Raw genomic sequence first — 19242 nt, 5'->3', positions numbered from 1 at the left:
GCGCCGGTCAAGCGGCCAGCAGTGCCGCCCGGAGTACCCGCTCGTCCACCGTCAGCCTGCGCGGCGCACCGGCAATGCGGGCAGGGCCCTTGTACCCGGGCGTCCGGGCTGACCGGCAGGTCTCACCGCGGTTGGGAGGTGGGCCCGATCCGCCGGCGCCGGCTTCGGGAGGATGGGGAGCGCGATCGCCTCGGGTGTGTGACCGATTGGGCGGCCCACCCAGTCGTAAGGGGGACGGCAAGCCACGCGACAGGAGCGAGCGATGGACCAGAACCTTCGGGTGCTCTTCGAACGAGCGCTCGGTGACGAGCCCCTTCCGCCCCCCGGTGACCTGGCGCAGGAGGCCATGGCCGGCGGGCGTCGCCGGCGCCGCCGCCGGCACCTGCTCGCCGGCGGCGTGGCGGGGGTGGTCACGGTGCTCGCCACCGTCGTCGCCGTGAACCTGGCTACCGCGCCACCCTCGATACCGACCGCGATGTCACTGGCGATCGGGCCGGGGTGCAGCCAGCCGGTCGAGGTGGTGGACGAGATCGCGGTCTTCCTGAGGCATGACGTCACCGATCGGCAGCTCGCCGACCTCGACGAGTCGCTGCGGTCCGACCCGCGCGTGCGGCAGGTGCGGTTCCAGACGCGGGAGGCGGCCTACGAGAAGTTCAAGGAGATGTACCGGGACGCGCCGGACCTGATCGCCGCCGTCAAGCCCAGGCAGATTCCGGAGTCGTTCCGGGTCACGTTGGCCCAGCCGGAGCAGAGCCCGCCGATGGAGGAGGAGCTCCGGCGGCGACCGGGGGTGGAGGCCGTCGTCCGGACTGCGTGCGAGGGTCGCCCGGGGGCGGGGGAAGGCGAGTGACCGAGGGTCCGATCGCCCGGTGGAGCCGGGCCCGCCAGCGGCAGCGGGCCGCCCAGGACGAGGAGTTCACCGAGTTCGTCGCGGCGACCGCGCACGGCCTGCGCCGCACCGCCTTCCTGCTGTGCGGCGACTGGCACCTGGCCCAGGACCTGACCCAGACCGCGCTCACCCGCATGTACGCCTCCTGGGGGCGGGTCCGGCGCAGCGACAACCTCAACGCGTACAGCCGCCGCGTGCTCATGAACGCCCTCTTCGACCAGCGCAAGCGGCGCAGCAGCGGCGAGGTGGTGGTGGCCGAACTGCCCGAGTCCGCGGTGCGGCCACCGCAGCCGGCGGCCGAGGTGCACGTCACGCTGATGCGGGCGCTGGCCACGCTATCGCTCCGCGACCAGGCGATCGTCGTGCTGCGCTACTGGGAGGACCAGAGCGTGGAGACGGTCGCCGAGATCCTCGACGTCTCCGCGTCGGTGGTCAAGACCCGCAGCGCGCGGGCGCTCACCCGGCTGCGCGCGCTGCTGGGCGAGGAGTTCGTCGGGACCTGAGATACGCGCAACGGCGGACCCTCCCGCTCCAGCGCCCGTAGTCAGCGCCCCCGGTACGGGTCAGACGTCCACGGCGGTCACCTGCCGGCCTGCAGGGCGCCCCAGGTCTGCCCGCCCACGACCCCGTCCGAGGCGAGCGCGCGGGAGGTCTGGTAGTCGCGTACCGCCTGGTCGGTCTGGCTTCCGAAGACGCCGTCGACGGCGACGGTGCGGGACAGGGCAGCGGTCAGTGCCCGCTGGAGGCGGCGTACCGCCGGGCCGGTGGAGCCGGAGCGGAGGGTGGGTGTGTCGCCGGCGGCGAGCAGCGCGGTCCAGGTGTGCGCCTCGACCTGTCCGGTGACGGGCAGGTTGTGGGCCTGCTGGAAGGCGCGGGTCGCCGCGATAGTGGCGGCGTCGAAGGTGCCGGAGGGGGTGCCGGCGGGGTCCAGCAGGCACTGGGCGGCGGTCACCGGGGCACCCGTGGCTCCCTCGCCGAGCGGTGGATAGGCGGCGAAGTCCACATTGGTGCCGGCGCAGGGCGGCGGTGGCTCGACCGGGCCGGCGGCCACGTCGAGGTAGTTGCGGTCGATGTTGACCGACCTGCCGCCCCAGGTCTCGCTGACGTTGCCCTGGTACTGGTGGATCCGCTGGTGGTCGCCCCAGTACGAGGCGGGCGCGTACGGGCCGCTGTCGGTGTTGACGGCGTCGTTCCACCAGGCGAACCAGATGTGGTCGACGCGGGTGTACCCGGTGTTGGTGTAGGCGTTGGCGGCGTCCCGGATGCCGGAGGAGGCGCTGGAGTACAGCCCGGACAGGTAGCCGCGGGCGTGCAGCGCCTCGGTCCAGCCGGACAGGTACGACAGCACGGCCGCCGTGCACGAGGCTCCGCTGCCGTACCCCTCGATGTCGGCGTAGATGGCGCTGCCGGCCGGGATTCCCAGCGCCTGCGCCGCGGTCACCGACGTCGCGGCGGCGTCGCCGCCCTGCGCCTTCGCGGTGGCCGGGGTGCTGGAAATCTTGGAGCTGTAGCTGGAGCAGGGCGCCTGCCGGCCGACATCGAGCGGGATCAGGTGCCAGCCCTTGGCGGTCTGGGTGTCCACCCAGGACGCGGTGAGGTTGGGCTGGGCGCAGGCGCGCAGGCCGCCGCTGATGTAGACACCGACCGCCCGGTACGGGGACGAGGTCAGCCAAGCGTCCATCGTGGCCTGTGACGGCGCGGCGCAGGCGTCGAAGCCCCGGCCCAGGAAGGTGCCCGGCTGCGGGCTCGCCGCAGCGGTGCGTGGCGGTTGGGCGGATGCCGGCAGCCGGGCCGGGACGGCGCCGGCGGTGAGGCCGGCCGACTCCAGCACCTGCCGGACGGCCACCTCGTCCGCCCCGCCGTGCACCGCGGTGACCAGTACCCCGGCGCTCTCGACCGCGACCTGGATCGTGCCGTCCCGGGACGGCGTGGTCGGCGGCGCGGCGGCGGTGCCCGGGGCGGTGGTCCGCGCGTCGGCGCCCACCCGTCCGGCCAGCGTGGCGTCGATGGGTTCGACGACGAGCCCGGCGCCGCGCCCGACCAGACCGGCCGGGCAGGTCGACTGGTCGCCCGGATGTCCGAGGTAGACGGTGGGCGAGTCGAACCGGACGCACGCCGACGGGGTGCGGTCCAGGTCCACCACGCGCCAGCTGGCGGGGACGGTGACACGGTATCCGTGGTACGACACCACCTGGGCGGTGGCGGCCACGGGTGCGGGGGCGAGGCCGGCGGCGAGCGTGCTCGCCAGCGCGGCGACCGCGACGACTGTACTGTCCACAAGTGACCTTTCTGGTTCTCGTTACCTGCCGGCCTGGAGCGCGCCCCAGGTCTGGGTGCCGACGACACCGTCCACGCCGAGCCCGCGGGCGGTCTGGTAGTCGCGGACCGCGCGCTCGGTGACGGGACCGAACGCGCCGTCGATGCCGACGCTCCGCCCGAGCGCGGCGGTCAGGGCCCGTTGCAGGCGCGTGACGGGATACCCGGTCGACCCGTTGCGCAGGATCGGGGTGTCGCCGGCGGCGAGCAGCGCGGTCCATGTGCGCGCGTCGACGGTACCGGTGGCGGTGAGCCCGCGGTCCTGCTGGAACCGGGTGGTGGCCGCGGCGGTGCCGGTGTCGAACGTGCCGGTGGGGCCAGCCGCGCCGGTGCCGAAGCCGGCGTCCATCAGCAGGCACTGCGCGGCCGTCACGGCCGGCCCCGTCGCGCCGGCGGAGAGCGCCGGGTAGCCGGTGAGGTTCAGGTTGGCCGAGACGCAGGCGGCCGGTTGGGCGGTGGAGACGAAGCCGATGCCGTTGGGCACCGGGCGCTGCGCGCCGTCGGACGGGGTGTTGCGCACCGAGACGCCGGTGGCGCCGGGCATCCGGGCGACCAATGTGGACGATCCGCCGCCGTCCAGGTTGAGCGCGTCGTCGGCGCCGAGTGACTTCATGAAGTTGGCCAGCTCGACGTAGGTCATCCCGACGCTGGTGCCGGACCTGCCGTCGACGACGACCAGCCACATCCGCAGCCCGTCCGCGGAGAACCCGACCGCCGTGCGCGGATTGCGCGGATGCGACGTCGTGGTGACCATGCCATCCCGTACCAGCACGAGGTTTCCGCCGATGGCGACCTGCGCGCCGTCGCCGCCGCGCGGCCGGTAGTCGACGGTCGCCACGTCGCCGACCCGCAGCCCGGCGAGGGCGTCCGCGCCGGTACCCACGCCGAGCACGACCACCGTGCCGGCGGCCACCTTGCCGCCCGGGCTGGTGCTCACCTTGCTCACCGCGCCGCCGCTGATCTCGATCTCGCGGGACCGGGTCGCGCCGTCGAGCACCTGGCTGCGCGGCTCGTCGCCCCAGAGCGGGTTGTAGATGCCGATGCCGTTCGCGGCGATGTTCGGCGAGTTGAGGTTGCTGGCGGTCAGCACCGCCCCGCCCGGCAGCGTCACCGTCGCGTCCAGGAAGACGCTGGCCAGCCCGCCCCGGGTGCCGGCGCCGGCCGCGTAGAGCGCGGCCGCGTTGTTCCAGCCCGAGGCGGGGCCGTGCAGCAGGCCGCCGCCGTCGATCCCGACGCCGCGCGGCGCCCCGGTCGCGCCGATGTCGAAGAAGTCGCCGTTGACCGCCGCCACCGCGCCGGCCCGGTTGGCCTGCGTGGTCAGCGTCGCGGTCGCACCGACGGTACCCGGGTTGAGGTACTTCGGTTTCAGCGTCGGCTCGGTCAGGTCGGCGGTGAGGATGGCGCCCTTGTTGGGGCCGGTCGTGCTGAAGTCGCTCAGCGTCAGGCCGGGCGCGAGCCGGGTCGCCGCGTACGTCCCGACGTCCGCCGCCGCGGCCTCGACCCGCGCGCCGCCGTACGCCGGGCTGACCGCGACCGGCGGCCGCACCGGATCGGCGTACCCGGCGCCCGGGCCGATCCCGACCGCGGCGGCGGTGAGGAGCGCCGGCAGCAGTGCCAGAGCCAGTGGCCGTCGCATCTCCTTGCCCTCAGACATCGGCGATGGCGAAGACGCCGATGTCGTCGGCGTTGGCGCCCTGGGCCGGCACGGTCTGGTTGATGGACGCCTCCACGCCGACCCAGCCGTGCAGCACCCCGTCGCTGTCGACGATCTCCAGCATCGGCTTCACGTGGGAGTTGCCGGTGTAGCAGAACTCGCCGCGGCCGTCCGCGTTCGCGGTGAACCAGTGCCAGAGCGTGTCCCGCCGGTCCGTGGCGGACGTGTTCGGCCGGGAGATGTAGTACTGCGCCTTGTCGGTACGCCCGGCCGCGCAGCGGCTGCCGGTGCAGACGGTGAAGTCCCGGTACCAGAACGGGCTTCCGGTGCCCTGGTCGACGTACCCGACCTGGTTGGAGTCGGTCTTCCACAGGTAGTACGTGTGGACGAACGCGTCGTGGTTGGCCGCGGCGATCTGCGCCATCGACGCGCGCGTGGTGAAGGCCGCCTCGCTGCCGTACCCGAAGCCGTGGGTGGCGCCGAAGTTGTTGCCCCGGAAGGCGAGCTTGGCCAGCTTGCCCGGCACCGGCTCGCTGACCGTCCACTCCTCCCATATCCCGGTGCTCCAGGTGATCCGCAGCACCGAGCCGCTCACCGTGTACGTCCCCTGTAGACGGTCCGGGGCGCTCCCGCTCTGGAAGCCGTTGCCGGTCTGCACGTTGCAGTTGCGCGCCCCGCAGTTGGCCGCCGGGACACCGGTGTAGCTCCGGCTGACCCGTTCCCGCTGGGTCCAGTGCCAGTGCACCTCCGACACCTCACCGCTGTCGGTCAGCGTGTACATGCCGAGCCGGTTCCAGTTCTGCCGCGAACCGGCGTCCACCTTCCCGATCGACACCACGAAGCGGTGCATCCCCGCCGGCGCCGCCTGAGCCGCGGGCGGCTCGGCCGCCGAGGCGGACCCCGTCAGCCCGGCGCCGACCAGCGCGGCGAGCGCGGCTGCCAGGACCATCGAACGCGAACCCATCGAACCCTCCTGAGACTCGACTCCTCGAAACCTGTGCCATCGATCGGGTCCGCCTCACCGGGCGGCCCGAAGCGTCCTGGTCGCGCCCGCCGCGCCCGCCACCGAGACCGTGAACGTGAGCGGGGCAAGCGCGGTCACGGTGATGCCCGGGTCGGCGGCGACGACGCGGGTGGCGCCGAGGTCGACGGTCAGCCGGATCCGGCTGGCCTGGTGGGTCGGGTCGGCGACCGCGACGGCGATCTCACCGTCGCCCTCCATCAGCACGACCGAGCCCGGGTCCAGGCTGGTGACCACGGAGGCGCTGGCGGCGGCCCAGAAGTTCGCCGCGAGGACCCGCGCGCTCGACGACCGGGCCGCCTGGACGCTGGCCGTGTTGGCGACCACCACCGCGTCCGGTCGCGCCGCGTACGCCGCCGTCTGCTCCGGCGTGGCGGTCGGCAGGATGACGTACGCGTAGCCGGCGTTGGCCGGGTCCGTACCGTGGTCGATCCACGCGGCGAGGTAGTTGCGGGTGAGCGCGCCGGTGTAGCCCGCGTACGTCGGGTGCGTGTTGACGTCGGTCCAGCGGCCGGTGCGCGCCTCCCGCCGGAAGTCGACCAGCGTAGGGGTCGGGAAGACGTAGCCGCCGGTCCCTCCGATGTGGACCCAGCGGGTCTGCGGCTCCTCCACCCACCCGGCCTGTGCCACCCGTTCCACGCCGTTCACCAGAAGCTTCTCCGCTCCGGACGCGGAGATCTGGCGGTTGTCGACGGTCGTCTCGACCCGCCGCCCGTCGGTGGCGTTGATGCGGGCGCCGAGGGCGACCACCTCGCGGTCGAAGCAGAACCACGACTTCTTGGCGGTCAGCGACGACCCCTGCGCGTCGAGGTTCATCCCGGCGGCGGTGTAGCGCCCGTCGAGGGTGGCGCCACCGGCCCAGTTGACCCCGCTGCGGTAGCCGTCGCCCTCGCCGGCGGCACGGGAGCGGACGTCGATCGTGGTGCCGGCGAGCCGGGCCGAGTTCACGGTGGGCCAGTACGCGTCGCCGTACTGCTCGGCCGCCGTGTAGAGGTACGTGGCGCCGTCGGCGGTGATCCAGCCGCGGGTGTTCTCGCCGTTGAGGTACTCGAAGTTCGCGATACGGCTGGAGTGCATCGCGATGGCCAGCGCCCAGTCGGCCCGCCGGTGCACCACCCGGTCCTGGTGGTGGTACACCTTGCTCACCGCCAGCGGGCCGCGGCGGGTGACGGTCGCGTCGTCCAGCAGCACGCGGGCCGCGAGGCGGAGCGGCACGTTGCGGGCCGGTGTCGGGTCGGCGCGGTAGCCGTCCGCGAGCATCCACTCCTTGAGCAGCGACCGGAGCCAGGCCGTCTCGGCGGCGGGCGCGGCGCCGAGCAGGCCGAGCGCCGCCGCCGGGGTGGCGTGGCCGGTGACCGGGCTCTGCTCGTCCGGGCGGGCGATGGTCCGCCCGCGGGTCATGTCCATGAAGCCGCCGCGCCAGATCAGCGGATCGAACGCCTCGCGCAGCCACTCGACGACGATCGGGGCGTCGACCTGCCACGGCGTGCCGGCGACGGTGCGCAGCACCGGGGCGAGCGCGTCGAGAATGGACGCCCCGTACGCGCCGGCGTAGGGGTAGTAGTGGTGCTGGATGAACGAGCCGTCGCGGTAGAAGCACCAGTTGCCGACGGGGTCGCGGTTCTCGTTGCACCAGTGGCCGACGACCCAGTCGAGGCCGGCCACCGTGTCGGCGCGCAGGTCGTCCCGGCCGGCCAGACCGGAGCCGGGGGTGGCCCAAGCCAGGGCCATGGCCCGCAGCCGCGCGAAGGAGTCCCGGATCGCGAAGGACTGGTGGACGCCGAGTTGGGCGTCCGACCAGAGGTACGTGCGGCTGGAAGACTTCGCCATCGCCGACCACCACCGCTGCGCCTCGCCGGTGATGGTCGTGAGCACCGGCGCGATGCCCGGGTCGGCCGGGTCGTACCCGGAGGTGACGTGCAGCGCCCGCCACAGGGCGCGCATCCGGGCGAAGTCGTCCGCCGCGGCGGCGAGGTCGGTCCGGCCCCCGGCGCGCGCCGGCCTGTCCGGGAGGCCGGCGCCGAGGGCGGCACCACCGGCCGCCAACCCGCCGATGAGCAACGTGCGACGGTCGAGGCTCCTCATCGGCGTACGTCCGTCCTTAGTGGAGGTGGTCGAGCAGCGGTCGGGCGGGGCTCGGGGTCGCGTAGTAGCAGCCCGTGGTCGGCAACGTGGCCGGGGCGGGCGGCGCGACACCGTCGTAGAGGGCCAGCAGGAACGGCTGCGGGCACCGGTTGGTGGTGCCGGTCCTGATGCCGAAGTGCAGGTGCGGACCGGTGGAGTTGCCGGTGTTTCCGGTGTAGCCGACGAGCTGGCCGGCGACCACTGTGGAGCCGCCCGCGGCGACCCGCTGCGAGAAGTGGCAGTAGATGTGCCGGACGCCGTTCGCGTCGGTGATCACCACACCGATCCCGCAGCTGCTGTCGTTCACCGCGGCGACCGTGCCGGCGGCGCTGGCGTACGCGGCCGTCCCGGTCGGCACCGGCAGGTCGATCGCCGGGTAGTCGTGGTGCGGATCGTCGTACTCGCCGCGCGGCAGCACGTCGCGCGACAGCGGCAGCGCGTACCCGCCGACGGACGGCGCCCCGCCGACCAGCCACTGCCAGACCGCGACGTCCACTGTGGAGCCGCTGCCGAGGCCCCGCTCGGTCTTGAACGCGCTCACCGCCTCCGCCGTGGGTCCGGCGAGCACACCGTCCACGGTCAGCCCGGCGGCGTACCGGTTGAGCTGGACCTGCAACGCCCGCACCGCCTCGCCGGTGGCGCCGGTGTCCAGCGGGACCAACAGCACCGGCCAGGTGAGCGGTCCGACGATGCCGTCGGCGCTGAGGCCGTTGGCCGACTGGAACCGCTGGACCGCGGCCTTGGTCAGCCCGAGGAAGATGCCGTCGGCGACGATCGTCTCGCCGCGCTGGCGCAGCAGGTGCTGCACCGTGCGTACCTGTGCGCCTTGCTGCCCCTCCCGGACCAGCGGCCAGGCCGGCGCGGCGGCGGCTGCCGGGCCGGCGGACGCCGGCGTGTCGACGGCGAACGCGGATGTGCTGATGGCGAGTGCCGCCAGCAACACGAGCGCGGTACGCAGGCAGGCACCTCCTGCGGTCATGCGGGCAACGGGCATTGACGCTCCTCCCCAGGATCGCGCGAAAATTAGCGTCAGTACTGTAGCTCGTTACGGCAATAAGCTTCGTACATGCGGGGCACATTATCCGCACATTCGCGGTGTCCGCTCGGCGCCACCTGCCCGTTCGCGGTCAGGGCGTCCCTGGGTCGCGGAACGACCCGGGAACGCCCTGATCACGTCGCGGCACCTGGAGGCGGGGTGCTAACCCATGTCGAAGAACTTCTCCCCCTTCTCCCCACCCACCATCTCGCCGGCGAAGGAGACCGCGTCCTTGACGAACAGTGCGCCGTCGGTACCGCCGATACTCGCCTCCGTCCTCTCGCCGTTCGCGATGGTGGCGTTGGCCCTGGTGAGCATGTCGACGCGACCCGCCGCGTCCCGCGGCATCGCACGGGCCGCCGTCTGGGCGGCGCGGGCCGAGTCCATCCCGACCTTCGCCGCCCGGCCGAGGCCGAACGTCACCAGACCGGCCGCCTCCCAGCCCGCGGTCCGGAACTTCCGGTCCTTGAGGGCGATACTCATGTCAACCACGGTCATCGCTGCCGCGCCCACGGCGCAGATGGCGGAGCAGAAGGGAGTGAACGCGCCGATGGCCAGACCGAGTTTGAGAAGTTTCCAGCCCGCCCCGCCGGGCTTCATCTGGTTCCCCGCCCACTTCGCCGCCTTGGCCAGGCCCCGGCCGGCCGATCTGGCCATCTTGCCGGCTCCCTTGGCGATGCTCTCGGCTCGCTTCTTTATCCGGTTGATGTGCGGGCTGGCCTTCTTCCAGGCCTTCTTGACCTCGTCCTTGACCCAGGTCTTTATCCGCTCGACCTGCGTGTCCCATTCTCTGATCGTCTTCTCGATGGTGCGCCAGAGCTGCTTGCTCCGCTCCACCAATGTCGTGACCTGCTTCCAGCCCCACTTGACGAGGCTGCCCAGGAACGGGATCTTCGTAACCCACTTCACGGGTTCCCAGGTCGTGACGGCCACCCAGAACTTGACCCAGTAAGGCTGCTTCTCCGTCACCTTCCGGACCGTCATCTTCTTGACGTGTCGGGTGGTGATGACCCACCGGTCGCCGTTCGGGTCGGCGTAGGTGACCGGGTTGTTGTTGGCGTAGGTGTAGCTGTTGATCTGTTGCGGTTCCTGGTGGTCGATCACCGGGTCGACCGAGATGAACCGGCCGAGCGTCGGATCGTACTCGCGGGCGCCGAGATGGATCAGGCCGGTGGGATCCGCGGTGCCGCCGACGAACGACTTCTCGCCGGGCCACGCTCCGGCCACACCGCGGACCTCGCCGTACGGCGTGTGCCGGCGCCGCTTCACGTCCTGGCCGGTCGCCTCGATGGCGATCTCCGGCGTGCCGTGGTGGTCGAGCCCCAGCCAGTGCAGCGCCTTGTCGGCCGAGGTGCGAACCGCGATGGTACGGCCGGCGAAGCTGTAGTACCGCGTGCCGGTCACCGTGCCGTCGCTCGCCAGGCGCAGCTCGGTCTCGGCGAGGTAAAGGGTCGTGCCGCCGGCGTCGCGCCGGATCAGCCGGTTACCCCCGGCGTCGTAGAGGAAGCTCGTGGTGGCGCCCCCCTTGGTAATGCTGCTGACCTTGCCCTCGGCATCCCAGGTGAGAGTCTGCCCGCCGGTTCCCTTGCGCCGGGTCGCGGTGTTTCCGGCGGCGTCGTAGCCGAACTCCTCGACCTGCGCCGTGCCGTCCGGTCCGGTGGTGGTCACTCGACTCACGGCGTGCGGCCGGTCCTGGCCCGCGGCCGGGTAGGTGTACGCGCTCGTGGTCCGGGCGCCACCCGGGGCGGTACGGGTCTCCGAGAGCCGGTTGCCGGTCTTGTCGAACGTCCACGAGTGCCAGTACGGCGCCGGGCCGCCCAGCGCGCCCGCCGACGGTGCCGCCCCGCACTCCCCCGAGGTGGGTGTCCACGCCTCGGTGAGCCGTCGCAGGTGGTCGTACCGGAAGCACTGCGTCTCCGCGGCACCCTCGGCCCGATCGGCGATCGACGTGATGTTGCCGGCCGGGTCGTAGCCGTAGGCGAGGTCGGCCACGCGTTGCGGCGCGGTGTCGCGGGAGATCACGGCTCGGGCCATCCGATGCGTGCCGTACTCGTACTCGTATCCGAGCCGGGCGGCCGGCCCGCCGCTCGAGAGCGTCATCTGGCGCAGCTCGCCGAACTGGGTGTACTCGGTGGCCGTGACGTAACCGCTCGCGCCGCTGAACGTAGTCGCCTGCCCGAGGTTGTCGTATCCGGTGGCGAGCTGCTCCGCGGGGAGCCCACCGGCGGCGGGCACGTTCATCGTGGCCGACGATCCGTCCACTTTGTACGTCTGGGTGAACTCGTAGGTGCCGGCCAACGCTCCTTCGCTCGCCGGGATGGTGATCCGCGAGCCGGTCGGCCGCCCGGCGGCGTCGAACCCGGTGGTCTCGGAGACGTAGGCGCTGGTGCCGACGTACCGGGTGGCGGAGATCTGACTGCCCCGCGCCGGGGTGCCGTCGGCGAGCGTGTCGTAGGTCCGGCTGGTCCGCCGGGCGCCGCTCGGCGATCCGTCGAAGGTCCCCGTCTGCCGGCCGAGGATGTCGTACGCGTAGGCGATCGTGGCACCGCGCGCGTCCCGTGCCGTGGCGACGTCCCCGGCGTCGGTGAAGGTGAAATCGGTGCCGCCCCGGTCCGGCTCCTCGCTGCGGATCCGCAGGCCCCGCAGGTCGTAGCCGTACCGCCAGAGGTTGCCGGCGGCGTCGGTGACCGTGGCGAGCTGCCCACGGTTGGTGTACGTGTACTTCGTCGAGTCGTACGTGCCGGTCGGCGAGGCGCCGTGGTACGAGCGGAGCTCGACCAGATTGCCTTCCACGTCCGTGATGCGTGTGGTCGGCGTGTCCCCGTCGGGCGGATCGACGTCGTGCCGGTTGGTGTCGTAGGTGTGCGTGGTGCGCCACTTCTCGACTCCGTCCACCATGAGCATGACGTTCGTCGGGCGCTCCTGGTCGTCGTACACGGTGCGTATCTGCGCCGGCATGGTCTGGTCGTCCGCGACGACCACGTCGGCGCCGGGTGGCGCGTCGTTGTAGTACGGCCCGTTCTCCTTCACCACCAGGCCACGCGAGTCGTAGACCTTGTCGTTGAGGATCCGGCCGCCGCCGGGCGCGGGCTCCTGGGTCTGCCGCGGCCGCATCAGCCCGTCGTAGAGCTCGTACTCGGTTTCGTAGTCGCCGTTGGGTTGCAGGGTCCTGGAGGTGACCGCGTTGGCCCCGGTGGTGCGCACGAGGTAGCTGTACTCGGCGTTCGGTGTCTGGCTGGTCGACCGGCCCGGCAGCCACACCTTCGTGAGCCTGCCCAGCGGGTCGTAGCGCAGCTCGGTCCGCCGGTCGTCGGCGTCCAGCGTCGCGGTCTCCTCGGCCCAGGCCGGCTCGTAGATGGTGCGGTTGCGGTGGCCGAGCGCGTTGGTGACGTCGATCTGGGTGACGGGGCCACCGCCCGCCGGCGTGTAGGCCGTCGTCGTCCGGGCACCCCTGACGTCGTACGTCTCGGTCTCGCGGCCGAAGACGTCGTAGCTTGCCCGCTTCGTGGTCACGTACGTCGGTGCCCCGTTCGCCCAGCCCGACAGCTCCTCGGTACGGGTGATCTCGCCGCGCACCGGTGCCGCGCCCAGGGTGGTGCTGCCGTCGTAGTAGTGCCGGACGTCGGAGATGAGGTCGTCCGGGTAGACGGGGGTGGTGTCACAGTTCACCGCGACCGTCTCCACGCGGTACGGCAGGTTGATGATCCACAGTGACTCGTTCTTCGTGTACCAGTAGCGGGTGCAGGTGTCGTCGTCCGGGTTGGACACGTCGTTGAGGTCGTTGGAGCGCAGCACCGTGCCCTGGGCGTCGTAGACGTTCTCCGAGCCCGTGTTCTGCCAGGCTCCCGCACCCTTGGCCTGGCTCTGCCGGACCTTGCCCTCCTCGACCCGGAACGCCTGGGTCGTACCCCAGCTCCGGGTCCGGGTGGCGGTGGCCGCCGACAGCCAGGGGTCGGTGATCTCCCTCTCCTGCACCGCGCCGCCGGCGGTGTACTTGGTGTTCTCCCGCGCGGTGTTGGCGAACTGGTCGGAGTCACGCAGCCGGGTGCCGGTCGAGTCGGTGATCCAGACCTCCTTCTTCCCGCCGGACGCGGTCCGGTCACCGTCCATGCCGCGGAAGTACAGCGACTCGGTCACCGACCGCAGGCCACCGACCGGACCCTTCTGGACCCGGATCCGGTCGTATCCCCGCCACTGCGACCAGCTCTTCTTGTTGTCCGGCACCATGCCGTCGGCCTCGTCGAAGCGCCAGGCCGGCGTGTTGGGGTACTCGATCCGCGTCACCACCGGCGGCAGGCCGGTGGTGCGATCGACCTCGGTCACCTCGGTGACCACGTACTTGTTGAACCAGTCGAGGCGATCGCCGGTCTGCCCTTCCGGCGTCCATCGGGAGGGGTGGCAGCGCCGGGTGTTCGAGTCGGGCACCGGCACGTCTCCGGGTACGGCGCAGTCCTTGGGTGAGTAGGCGACCGTGATCTCGCCACCCGAGTCGAGATTGATCTTGTTGACGCGGAACCAGTTCATCGGCGGGATGCCGTCGACTCCGTCCACCCGGTTGTTCAGCTGGATCCCGTCGAAGGTGATCGGCGGCAGGCTCGCCTCGCCGCCGACGAGACCCTTGTGCTGGATCGAGGCCAGCCACATCCCGGCCCGGGTGCCGTCGCCGGGGCTGGGGTACGAGTGCGTCAACGTCCACGAGTCGACGTTGCGGAACGCGGTACCGCCCCAGACCTGGGTGGTCACGGTGGCCAGCCGCTTCTGCGTCCAGAAGGTGGGGTTGAACTTGTTGTTGCAGTTGGTGGTGCTCGTGCATGCCTGGTCCCACGGCACGTCCGGCCAGTTCGCCGGCGACGAGGTGGCGCAGGTGGTGCCGGGAATGCACCGGTCCGCCTCGGTGAACAGCACGCGGGCGACCGCCGGCTTCGAGTAGACCTCGCCGTCGCGCTGCCCGTAGTCGACCCGCTTGAGCCAGCCGCCCCGGACGTAGCTCGAAACCTTGGTGGCGGTGATGTTGCGGGCGTAGTTGTTCTTCTCGGTCCCGTAGAACAGGCTCATGGTGTTGCCGTTGCGGTCCACGACGTAGTCGAGGTTCCACCGCCACGCCTGGTCGCAGTACGCGGTGTCGAATGTGGACTTGTAGCACGGCTCGCCGGAGTGGTTGCCGAACACCGGAACCGTCCAGACCGAGTTGGTGAGCTCGTTACCGGTGGCCCATCCGGTCAGCTTGTGCTTTCCGAAGTGGTACTGGGTGCCGTCCGGGGTGGTGATCCGCCAGTATTCCCCGTTGTCGTCGCCGTTGCCCGCGCCGGTCAGCAGCTCCACTTTGGTGCCGTCGTCGACGCGCGTCCGCCACTGCCCGGTGGCGTCGTCACGGATCAGCTCACCGCCGCGCCCGTTGAGCGACATGACCGCGTTGTCGTAGCTTCGGCTGCGTCCGGCGTCGGTCGCCCAGCACAGGTCGCCGGTCTTGCGGCCGCTGTTGGTGCCGCCGCCGGTGTCCTCGCCGCACGACTTGTACCGCCGCTCGATGTAGCCTCCCGGGTCGAGCGAGAACCCCTCCCCGACCCACGACGGCTGGTTGTTCGTCGACGAGGTCCGGCCGTCGACGCCGCCACTGGAGTAACCGAGCTCCATGGTCGGCTGCGGCCCGCTGAGGCCCGGCACCACCTCCATCGGATACTGCCAACCGAAGTCGCCGGAGGAGGTGCCGACCGACCACGTGGAGGAGGGCGAGAGCGCGGTCGCCTTGAAGTCGCCCGCGCCGGAGGAGGCGGCGGCGATGACCGCGAACAAGCCGGATCCGCTCTCGGCCCGCACCGGGACGTCCCCGCTCAGCCGGCCCGAACCGTCGTTGCGGGTGGCGATCGGACTACCGGCGCACTCCGGAAGGTCCGGTGTGGACAGCGCACACTCGGGTAGGGCCATCAACCGCAGCCGGGTCGCCCAGTCCCCACCGTAGGCGTCGCGGAAGGAGGAGTAGTCGACCTCGAGGTCGATCTGGCCGGCGGCGGCCACGCCGTCCGCGCGGTTCACCCGCAACAGCAAGCCGTCCGCGCGCCGTGGCAGCATCTCGACCCGTACCTGGGCGGGCGTTGCCGACCGGGCGGCGGCGCTCTTGGCTGCGCCGACCGACACCGGCAGCGCGCCCGCCCGGACCCGCGCGGTGCCGGCGGCGCTCGCGCCGGCCGTCTTCAGCGCGACCTCCGCCTTGCCCGGCGCGGGCCAGGAGACGGCCGGGGTGCCGCGCAGCGCCAGCTCCTCGTCGAGGCCCGGTTTGGCTTGCGGTGCCGACACCGGCCGGACGGGCGTCGATCGCTCCTTGGCGAGCGAGAGGTTCTCCGCCGGCGCGGCCGCCGCCCGCTCCGGGATGCCGCACACCATCGACGCTGCCATGATCGTTGCCAACGCCAGTCCCAGCTGGCGACGCGCCGCGTGTTCCACGAGTCCTCCCCAGGTCGTCCGTGGTCATGTCGTTCCGGCAACGCAGGAGACGCCCAGGAGGCTGCCGGCGCGGGTATCCGTGGTCACGGCTCCAGGCGGAGCGTGAACCGTTGCTCGTCCGGCGGTACCGCGGCGCACGGGGCCTGCACGATCTGCGCTCCGTTGGCGAGGCTCGCGCCGCTGACGTGGAGGCACTTTCCACTGTGTACGACCCGCAACCGCACCACGGGTTCGTATCCGCCGCCGCCCACCAGATCGAGGCGGAACTGCTGGTTGGGCTTTGCCGCGCCGGCTTCGTCGCACGCGTACTGGAGGGTCTGCGCGTTGTCCAAGAGGCTGTACAGCTTGAGATCCAGGCACTTGTCGGCGGCGGTCCGGATCAGGTAGTAGGGTGAGCCGCCGACCCGTTCGAAGCGGAACGTCTCCCAGGTGGCGGTGGCGACGCAGTCCCACTGGTCCAGGATCGCGTCGTTCGCCGCGCTCCCGCCGGGTACGTCGAAGCACTTGCCGCTGTGCACGGGGTGTATCCGGTACCGGCGGTTCGGGTCGACGTGCACGGCCGGTTTGGCCTCGCTGACGTACCCTTCCCAGTCGGCGCGCTTGTCGGCGAACCCGGTGCCGGACGAGACGAAGGTGTAGAGGCGGCGCTTGCCGGCGCCGGTGTCGTAGAGCGACGCGACGTCGGTCCGGCCGTCGGCGTCGAAGTCGCCGGCGGCGAGGGTGCCGCGGGTGGCGTCGAACCCGCCCGCGCCACTGCTCCACCAGATGGTCGGGGTCCACACCGTCCCCCGCCCCTTGAAGACCACCAGCCGGGCGGTGGCGCCGCCGTCGTCGTAGAGCGCGACCACCTCGTGGCGGCGTTCGGCGTCGCCGTCGAGGTCTCCACCGGCGAACCGGGCCCGCCGGGCGTCGAAGCCACCGGCCCCGCTGTCCCACCGCGTCACCGGAGCGCCGAACACGCCGGCGGTGGCGTGGTGGATCCGCATCTGCGTCTGGGCGTTGCCCATGTCGTGCATGTCCACGACGTCGTCGTCGCCGTCCGCGTCGACGTCCATCGCCACCAGGTTGGCCCCGGTCACGCCGGCACCGGAGGCGCCGCTGTCCCAGCTCAGCGCGGGAGCGGCGAAGCCGTCCCTTGTGGACAGGAACGCCCAGAGCCTGAGCTGGCCGCCGGCCAGGCCCTGAAGGGCGGCGATGTCGTCGTCGCCGTCCGCGTCGAAGTCCCCGGCGGCCACCCTCAGGTGGGAGAGCCGGAACATGTCGCCGGTCCACACCGGCTCGCTCACCGCCGAGAACCGGTTTCCGTCGGCGGGAAGCAGGAACAGCCGCACCATCCGGTCCGCGTCCTCGCGGAAGATGGCCACGTCGGTGCGGCCGTTCCGGTCGAAGTCACCGGTCACGCTCCGCACCAGATCGGCCGGAGACCCGCCGCCGACGCCGGTGTCCCAGGCGACGTACCCCGGATGGACGCCGCCCGGGGCGGAAAGCAGATTCCACACCGCCGTCTGGCCATGCCCGTGGTCCACCAGGGCGGTCACGTCGGCCCGCCGATCCCCGTTGACGTCCGCGGAGACCGCCGGATCGCTGACCGCGCGGCCCCGGGCGACCAACTCGCGTCCCGGGCCGAGCCTACTGGCGTTGCCCGCCCGGTCCACCGCCCGCGCGTACAGCGTCCGGCGCACGTCACCGGTGTCGGTCGCGTACTCCGGCCACAGCGTCACCGGCACGGTGGCCCGCCCGTCGGCGCCGGCGGCCACCCACATGGTCGTGACGTCCTGGCTGAACCCGTACCGGTAGCCGGCGACGTCGCTCTCCCCGCCACCCGGGGCGAAGGTGACCGTGCCGACCTCGCCGACCGACTTCACCGGGCTCGGACCCGGAAAGTCCGCCGACGTCAGCACCGGCGGATCCGGCTGGCTGGTGTCCACTGTGAACTAGCACCGCTCACCGTACGGGCCGGCCAGCCCCGCGTCCCGGGTGCGAGCCCGGTAGCTGAACACCGCACCCGGCTGATCGGTCGGGAGCGTCCCGGACGGGACCGGCGACCAGCGCACCACACTGCCCGAACCGACCGTGCCCGAGGAGAGGCCGGCCAGCACCGTCTCACCGGACAGGATCTCCAACTCGTTGGTGACGTTGTCGCCGTTCGGGTCGTAGCCCACCCCGGAGAAGGTCGGCGTGGCGGTGCTCAGCGGGGTCGGCGCGGCCGCGGTCCCGCATGGCGACGGCGGCACGGTGGAGACGCTCGTCGGGCTCTCCGGCGCGGTGTTGTACTCGATGTTGAGCAGCGCGGTGGACGGCTTGAACCGCTTCCAGTAGAGCTGCGTCCCCTCGTTCGCGGCGGGGATCCGCAGCCCGAAGCCGATCGCCTCCTGCGGCCCGTCCGCTCCCGACACGGCCTCCCGCACGACCGGCGTGACCGTGTCGGGGCTGAGGCCGAACTCCATGAGCTTCGGCGGCTGGCCGCAGGCCGACTTGTTGGCCTTGCCCTTGCGGGTGTCCAGGGCCGCGCCGCCGAGCCAGTGGCCCGCGCTGTTGTTCCACGTCACCGGTGTCCCGGGGTCGATCAGCCGGGTGTGCCACAGCTCCACGCTCGTCTCCGCGCAGTCCGCGGTGTGGGTCATCGAGATCGAGAACCAGGCGCGGGCGACCGTCGCGCGGGCCACCCGGGCCACGTTCATCTGGAAGAACGTCCGCCATGGGCCGTCGCCGCTGCCGTACACCGAGCCGACCCGCGCGTCCTCGCGGTAGAAGTCGTCGGTCCAGTACGACTTGGCGGGGTCGTCGTGGTTGACCAGCGTCCACCGGTACTGGGCCGCGCTGTACGACGGGTCGATGTAGACCGGGTACCGGGTCTGCGGGGCGGAGAGCATCTTCTGGTCCGGAATCACCACCAGCTCACCGGGATTGACCTCCACGCCCGTCGCCCGCCGCCGCTCCGGCGCCGGACTCGCCTCAGCGGAGCGGGTGTCCGCCGCCGCGACACCGGCCGCCTCGGGCGGCTCGGGCGTGCTGTCCCACATCACCGGCGGTCCGGCGGCGAAAACCGCTCGGCCGGCGGCGTCCACGGCCGCGCTGCTGCCGTCCGGCCCGGCCCGCAGCGTCAGGTTCCGCGTGCTGGTACCGAACCGGATGCGGCGCAGGGCCGGGTTCGCCGCCGCGGCGGCGTCCTTGACGACGAGGAACTGCGAGAAGCCCACCGCGTTGACCCGGACCCGCAGATCCACCCCCGGCAACACCTCCGGGTACGTCGCCGCGTCACCGTCGAGCACCGGCGCGGGCAGCGGCGCCGGCCAGGACAACGCCAACTCGGCACCGTCCCGCTCAGCGGTCACCAGCGGACCGGAGCCACCACCGGAGAGCCGCAACCCGACCGGGGTCGCGCCCGGCACGACGCCACCGGCCGCGTCCCGGACCAACCGGGTGTCGATCGGGACCCACTCGCCGCCGCGCTTGGCCCGCACCGGCAGCAGGTGCTGCTCGAGCGTGCGGGTACCGGACGGGTTCGCGAACACCCGCGCGGTCTCGGTGCGCTCGCCCACGATCTCGACCGGTACGCCGGTCCGCCGCGCCGCCTCGGCCGCCCGCACCGCCTCCGTGACGCCCGCCCGATCGGGCGCCGCCGGCGCGGTCACCGGCCGGCGCGGGGGCGCACCCGCGGACGCGGGACCGGCGGTCGGCGCGGACCCGACCACGAGTGCCGCCAACAGAGCCACCGGCCAACCGGCGGCACCGAACCGAAGCGTCATCGCGATCCCTCC

10 protein-coding genes are annotated in these 19242 nt (G+C 72.3%); 2 read left to right on the top strand and 8 right to left on the bottom strand.

The genetic code is table 11. The features are described 5' to 3' along the window. The first annotated feature begins 262 nt into the window (after nucleotides 1-262). Complete coding sequence (locus tag RB614_RS27450; protein ID WP_308715538.1) at nucleotides 263-850, top strand: permease-like cell division protein FtsX; 588 nt, start codon at nucleotides 263-265, stop codon at nucleotides 848-850. After that, nucleotides 847-1392, top strand: a complete 546-nt coding sequence (locus RB614_RS27445) for a SigE family RNA polymerase sigma factor (protein WP_308715537.1) — start codon at nucleotides 847-849, stop codon at nucleotides 1390-1392. Before RB614_RS27450 ends, RB614_RS27445 begins: the two co-directional genes overlap by 4 nt. A 77-nt stretch (nucleotides 1393-1469) precedes the next feature. On the opposite strand, the gene RB614_RS27440 is transcribed toward RB614_RS27445, so the two are convergent. The 8 genes from RB614_RS27440 to RB614_RS27405 all read right to left on the bottom strand — a co-directional run bounded on the left by RB614_RS27440 (nucleotide 1470) and on the right by RB614_RS27405 (nucleotide 19230). Beyond that, nucleotides 1470-3167 carry a glycoside hydrolase domain-containing protein gene (locus RB614_RS27440; RefSeq protein ID WP_308715536.1) on the bottom strand — a complete coding sequence of 566 codons (1698 nt, stop codon included), beginning with the start codon at nucleotides 3165-3167 and terminating at the stop codon, nucleotides 1470-1472. A gap of 21 nt (nucleotides 3168-3188) precedes the next feature. Further along, on the bottom strand, nucleotides 3189-4841 hold the full coding sequence (locus tag RB614_RS27435; protein ID WP_308715535.1) for a phosphodiester glycosidase family protein: 1653 nt from the start codon (nucleotides 4839-4841) through the stop codon (nucleotides 3189-3191). A 10-nt stretch (nucleotides 4842-4851) separates the two neighbouring features. After that, on the bottom strand, nucleotides 4852-5823 hold the full coding sequence (locus RB614_RS27430) for a hypothetical protein (protein ID WP_308715534.1): 972 nt from the start codon (nucleotides 5821-5823) through the stop codon (nucleotides 4852-4854). A 54-nt stretch (nucleotides 5824-5877) separates the two neighbouring features. After that, nucleotides 5878-7965, bottom strand: a complete 2088-nt coding sequence (locus tag RB614_RS27425; RefSeq protein WP_308715533.1) for a polysaccharide lyase 8 family protein — start codon at nucleotides 7963-7965, stop codon at nucleotides 5878-5880. A 16-nt stretch (nucleotides 7966-7981) separates the two neighbouring features. Then, nucleotides 7982-8998 carry a peptidoglycan DD-metalloendopeptidase family protein gene (locus RB614_RS27420; RefSeq protein ID WP_308715532.1) on the bottom strand — a complete coding sequence of 339 codons (1017 nt, stop codon included), beginning with the start codon at nucleotides 8996-8998 and terminating at the stop codon, nucleotides 7982-7984. 204 nt (nucleotides 8999-9202) lie between these two features. After that, nucleotides 9203-15433 carry an RHS repeat domain-containing protein gene (locus RB614_RS27415; RefSeq protein ID WP_308715531.1) on the bottom strand — a complete coding sequence of 2077 codons (6231 nt, stop codon included), beginning with the start codon at nucleotides 15431-15433 and terminating at the stop codon, nucleotides 9203-9205. 131 nt (nucleotides 15434-15564) lie between these two features. Next, nucleotides 15565-17382 carry an RICIN domain-containing protein gene (locus RB614_RS27410; RefSeq protein ID WP_308715530.1) on the bottom strand — a complete coding sequence of 606 codons (1818 nt, stop codon included), beginning with the start codon at nucleotides 17380-17382 and terminating at the stop codon, nucleotides 15565-15567. 33 nt (nucleotides 17383-17415) lie between these two features. After that, on the bottom strand, nucleotides 17416-19230 hold the full coding sequence (locus RB614_RS27405; protein ID WP_308715529.1) for a hypothetical protein: 1815 nt from the start codon (nucleotides 19228-19230) through the stop codon (nucleotides 17416-17418). Nucleotides 19231-19242: the final 12 nt, after the last annotated feature.

Origin of the sequence: Phytohabitans maris (assembly GCF_031085175.1) — a bacterium.
Lineage (GTDB): Bacteria > Actinomycetota > Actinomycetes > Mycobacteriales > Micromonosporaceae > Phytohabitans > Phytohabitans maris.
Note: the sequence above shows the minus strand (reverse complement) of the source record. Positions and strands in the feature narration are given on the sequence as shown.

Excerpts from the sequence above, each read along its gene's own strand:
- RB614_RS27420 (WP_308715532.1), bottom strand. The coding sequence starts at position 8,998 with ATGCCCGTTGCCCGCATGACCGCAGGAGGTGCCTGCCTGCGTACCGCG.
- RB614_RS27415 (WP_308715531.1), bottom strand. The coding sequence starts at position 15,433 with ATGGCAGCGTCGATGGTGTGCGGCATCCCGGAGCGGGCGGCGGCCGCG.
- RB614_RS27450 (WP_308715538.1), top strand. The coding sequence starts at position 263 with ATGGACCAGAACCTTCGGGTGCTCTTCGAACGAGCGCTCGGTGACGAG.
- RB614_RS27405 (WP_308715529.1), bottom strand. The coding sequence starts at position 19,230 with ATGACGCTTCGGTTCGGTGCCGCCGGTTGGCCGGTGGCTCTGTTGGCG.
- RB614_RS27425 (WP_308715533.1), bottom strand. The coding sequence starts at position 7,965 with ATGAGGAGCCTCGACCGTCGCACGTTGCTCATCGGCGGGTTGGCGGCC.
- RB614_RS27435 (WP_308715535.1), bottom strand. The coding sequence starts at position 4,841 with ATGCGACGGCCACTGGCTCTGGCACTGCTGCCGGCGCTCCTCACCGCC.
- RB614_RS27430 (WP_308715534.1), bottom strand. The coding sequence starts at position 5,823 with ATGGGTTCGCGTTCGATGGTCCTGGCAGCCGCGCTCGCCGCGCTGGTC.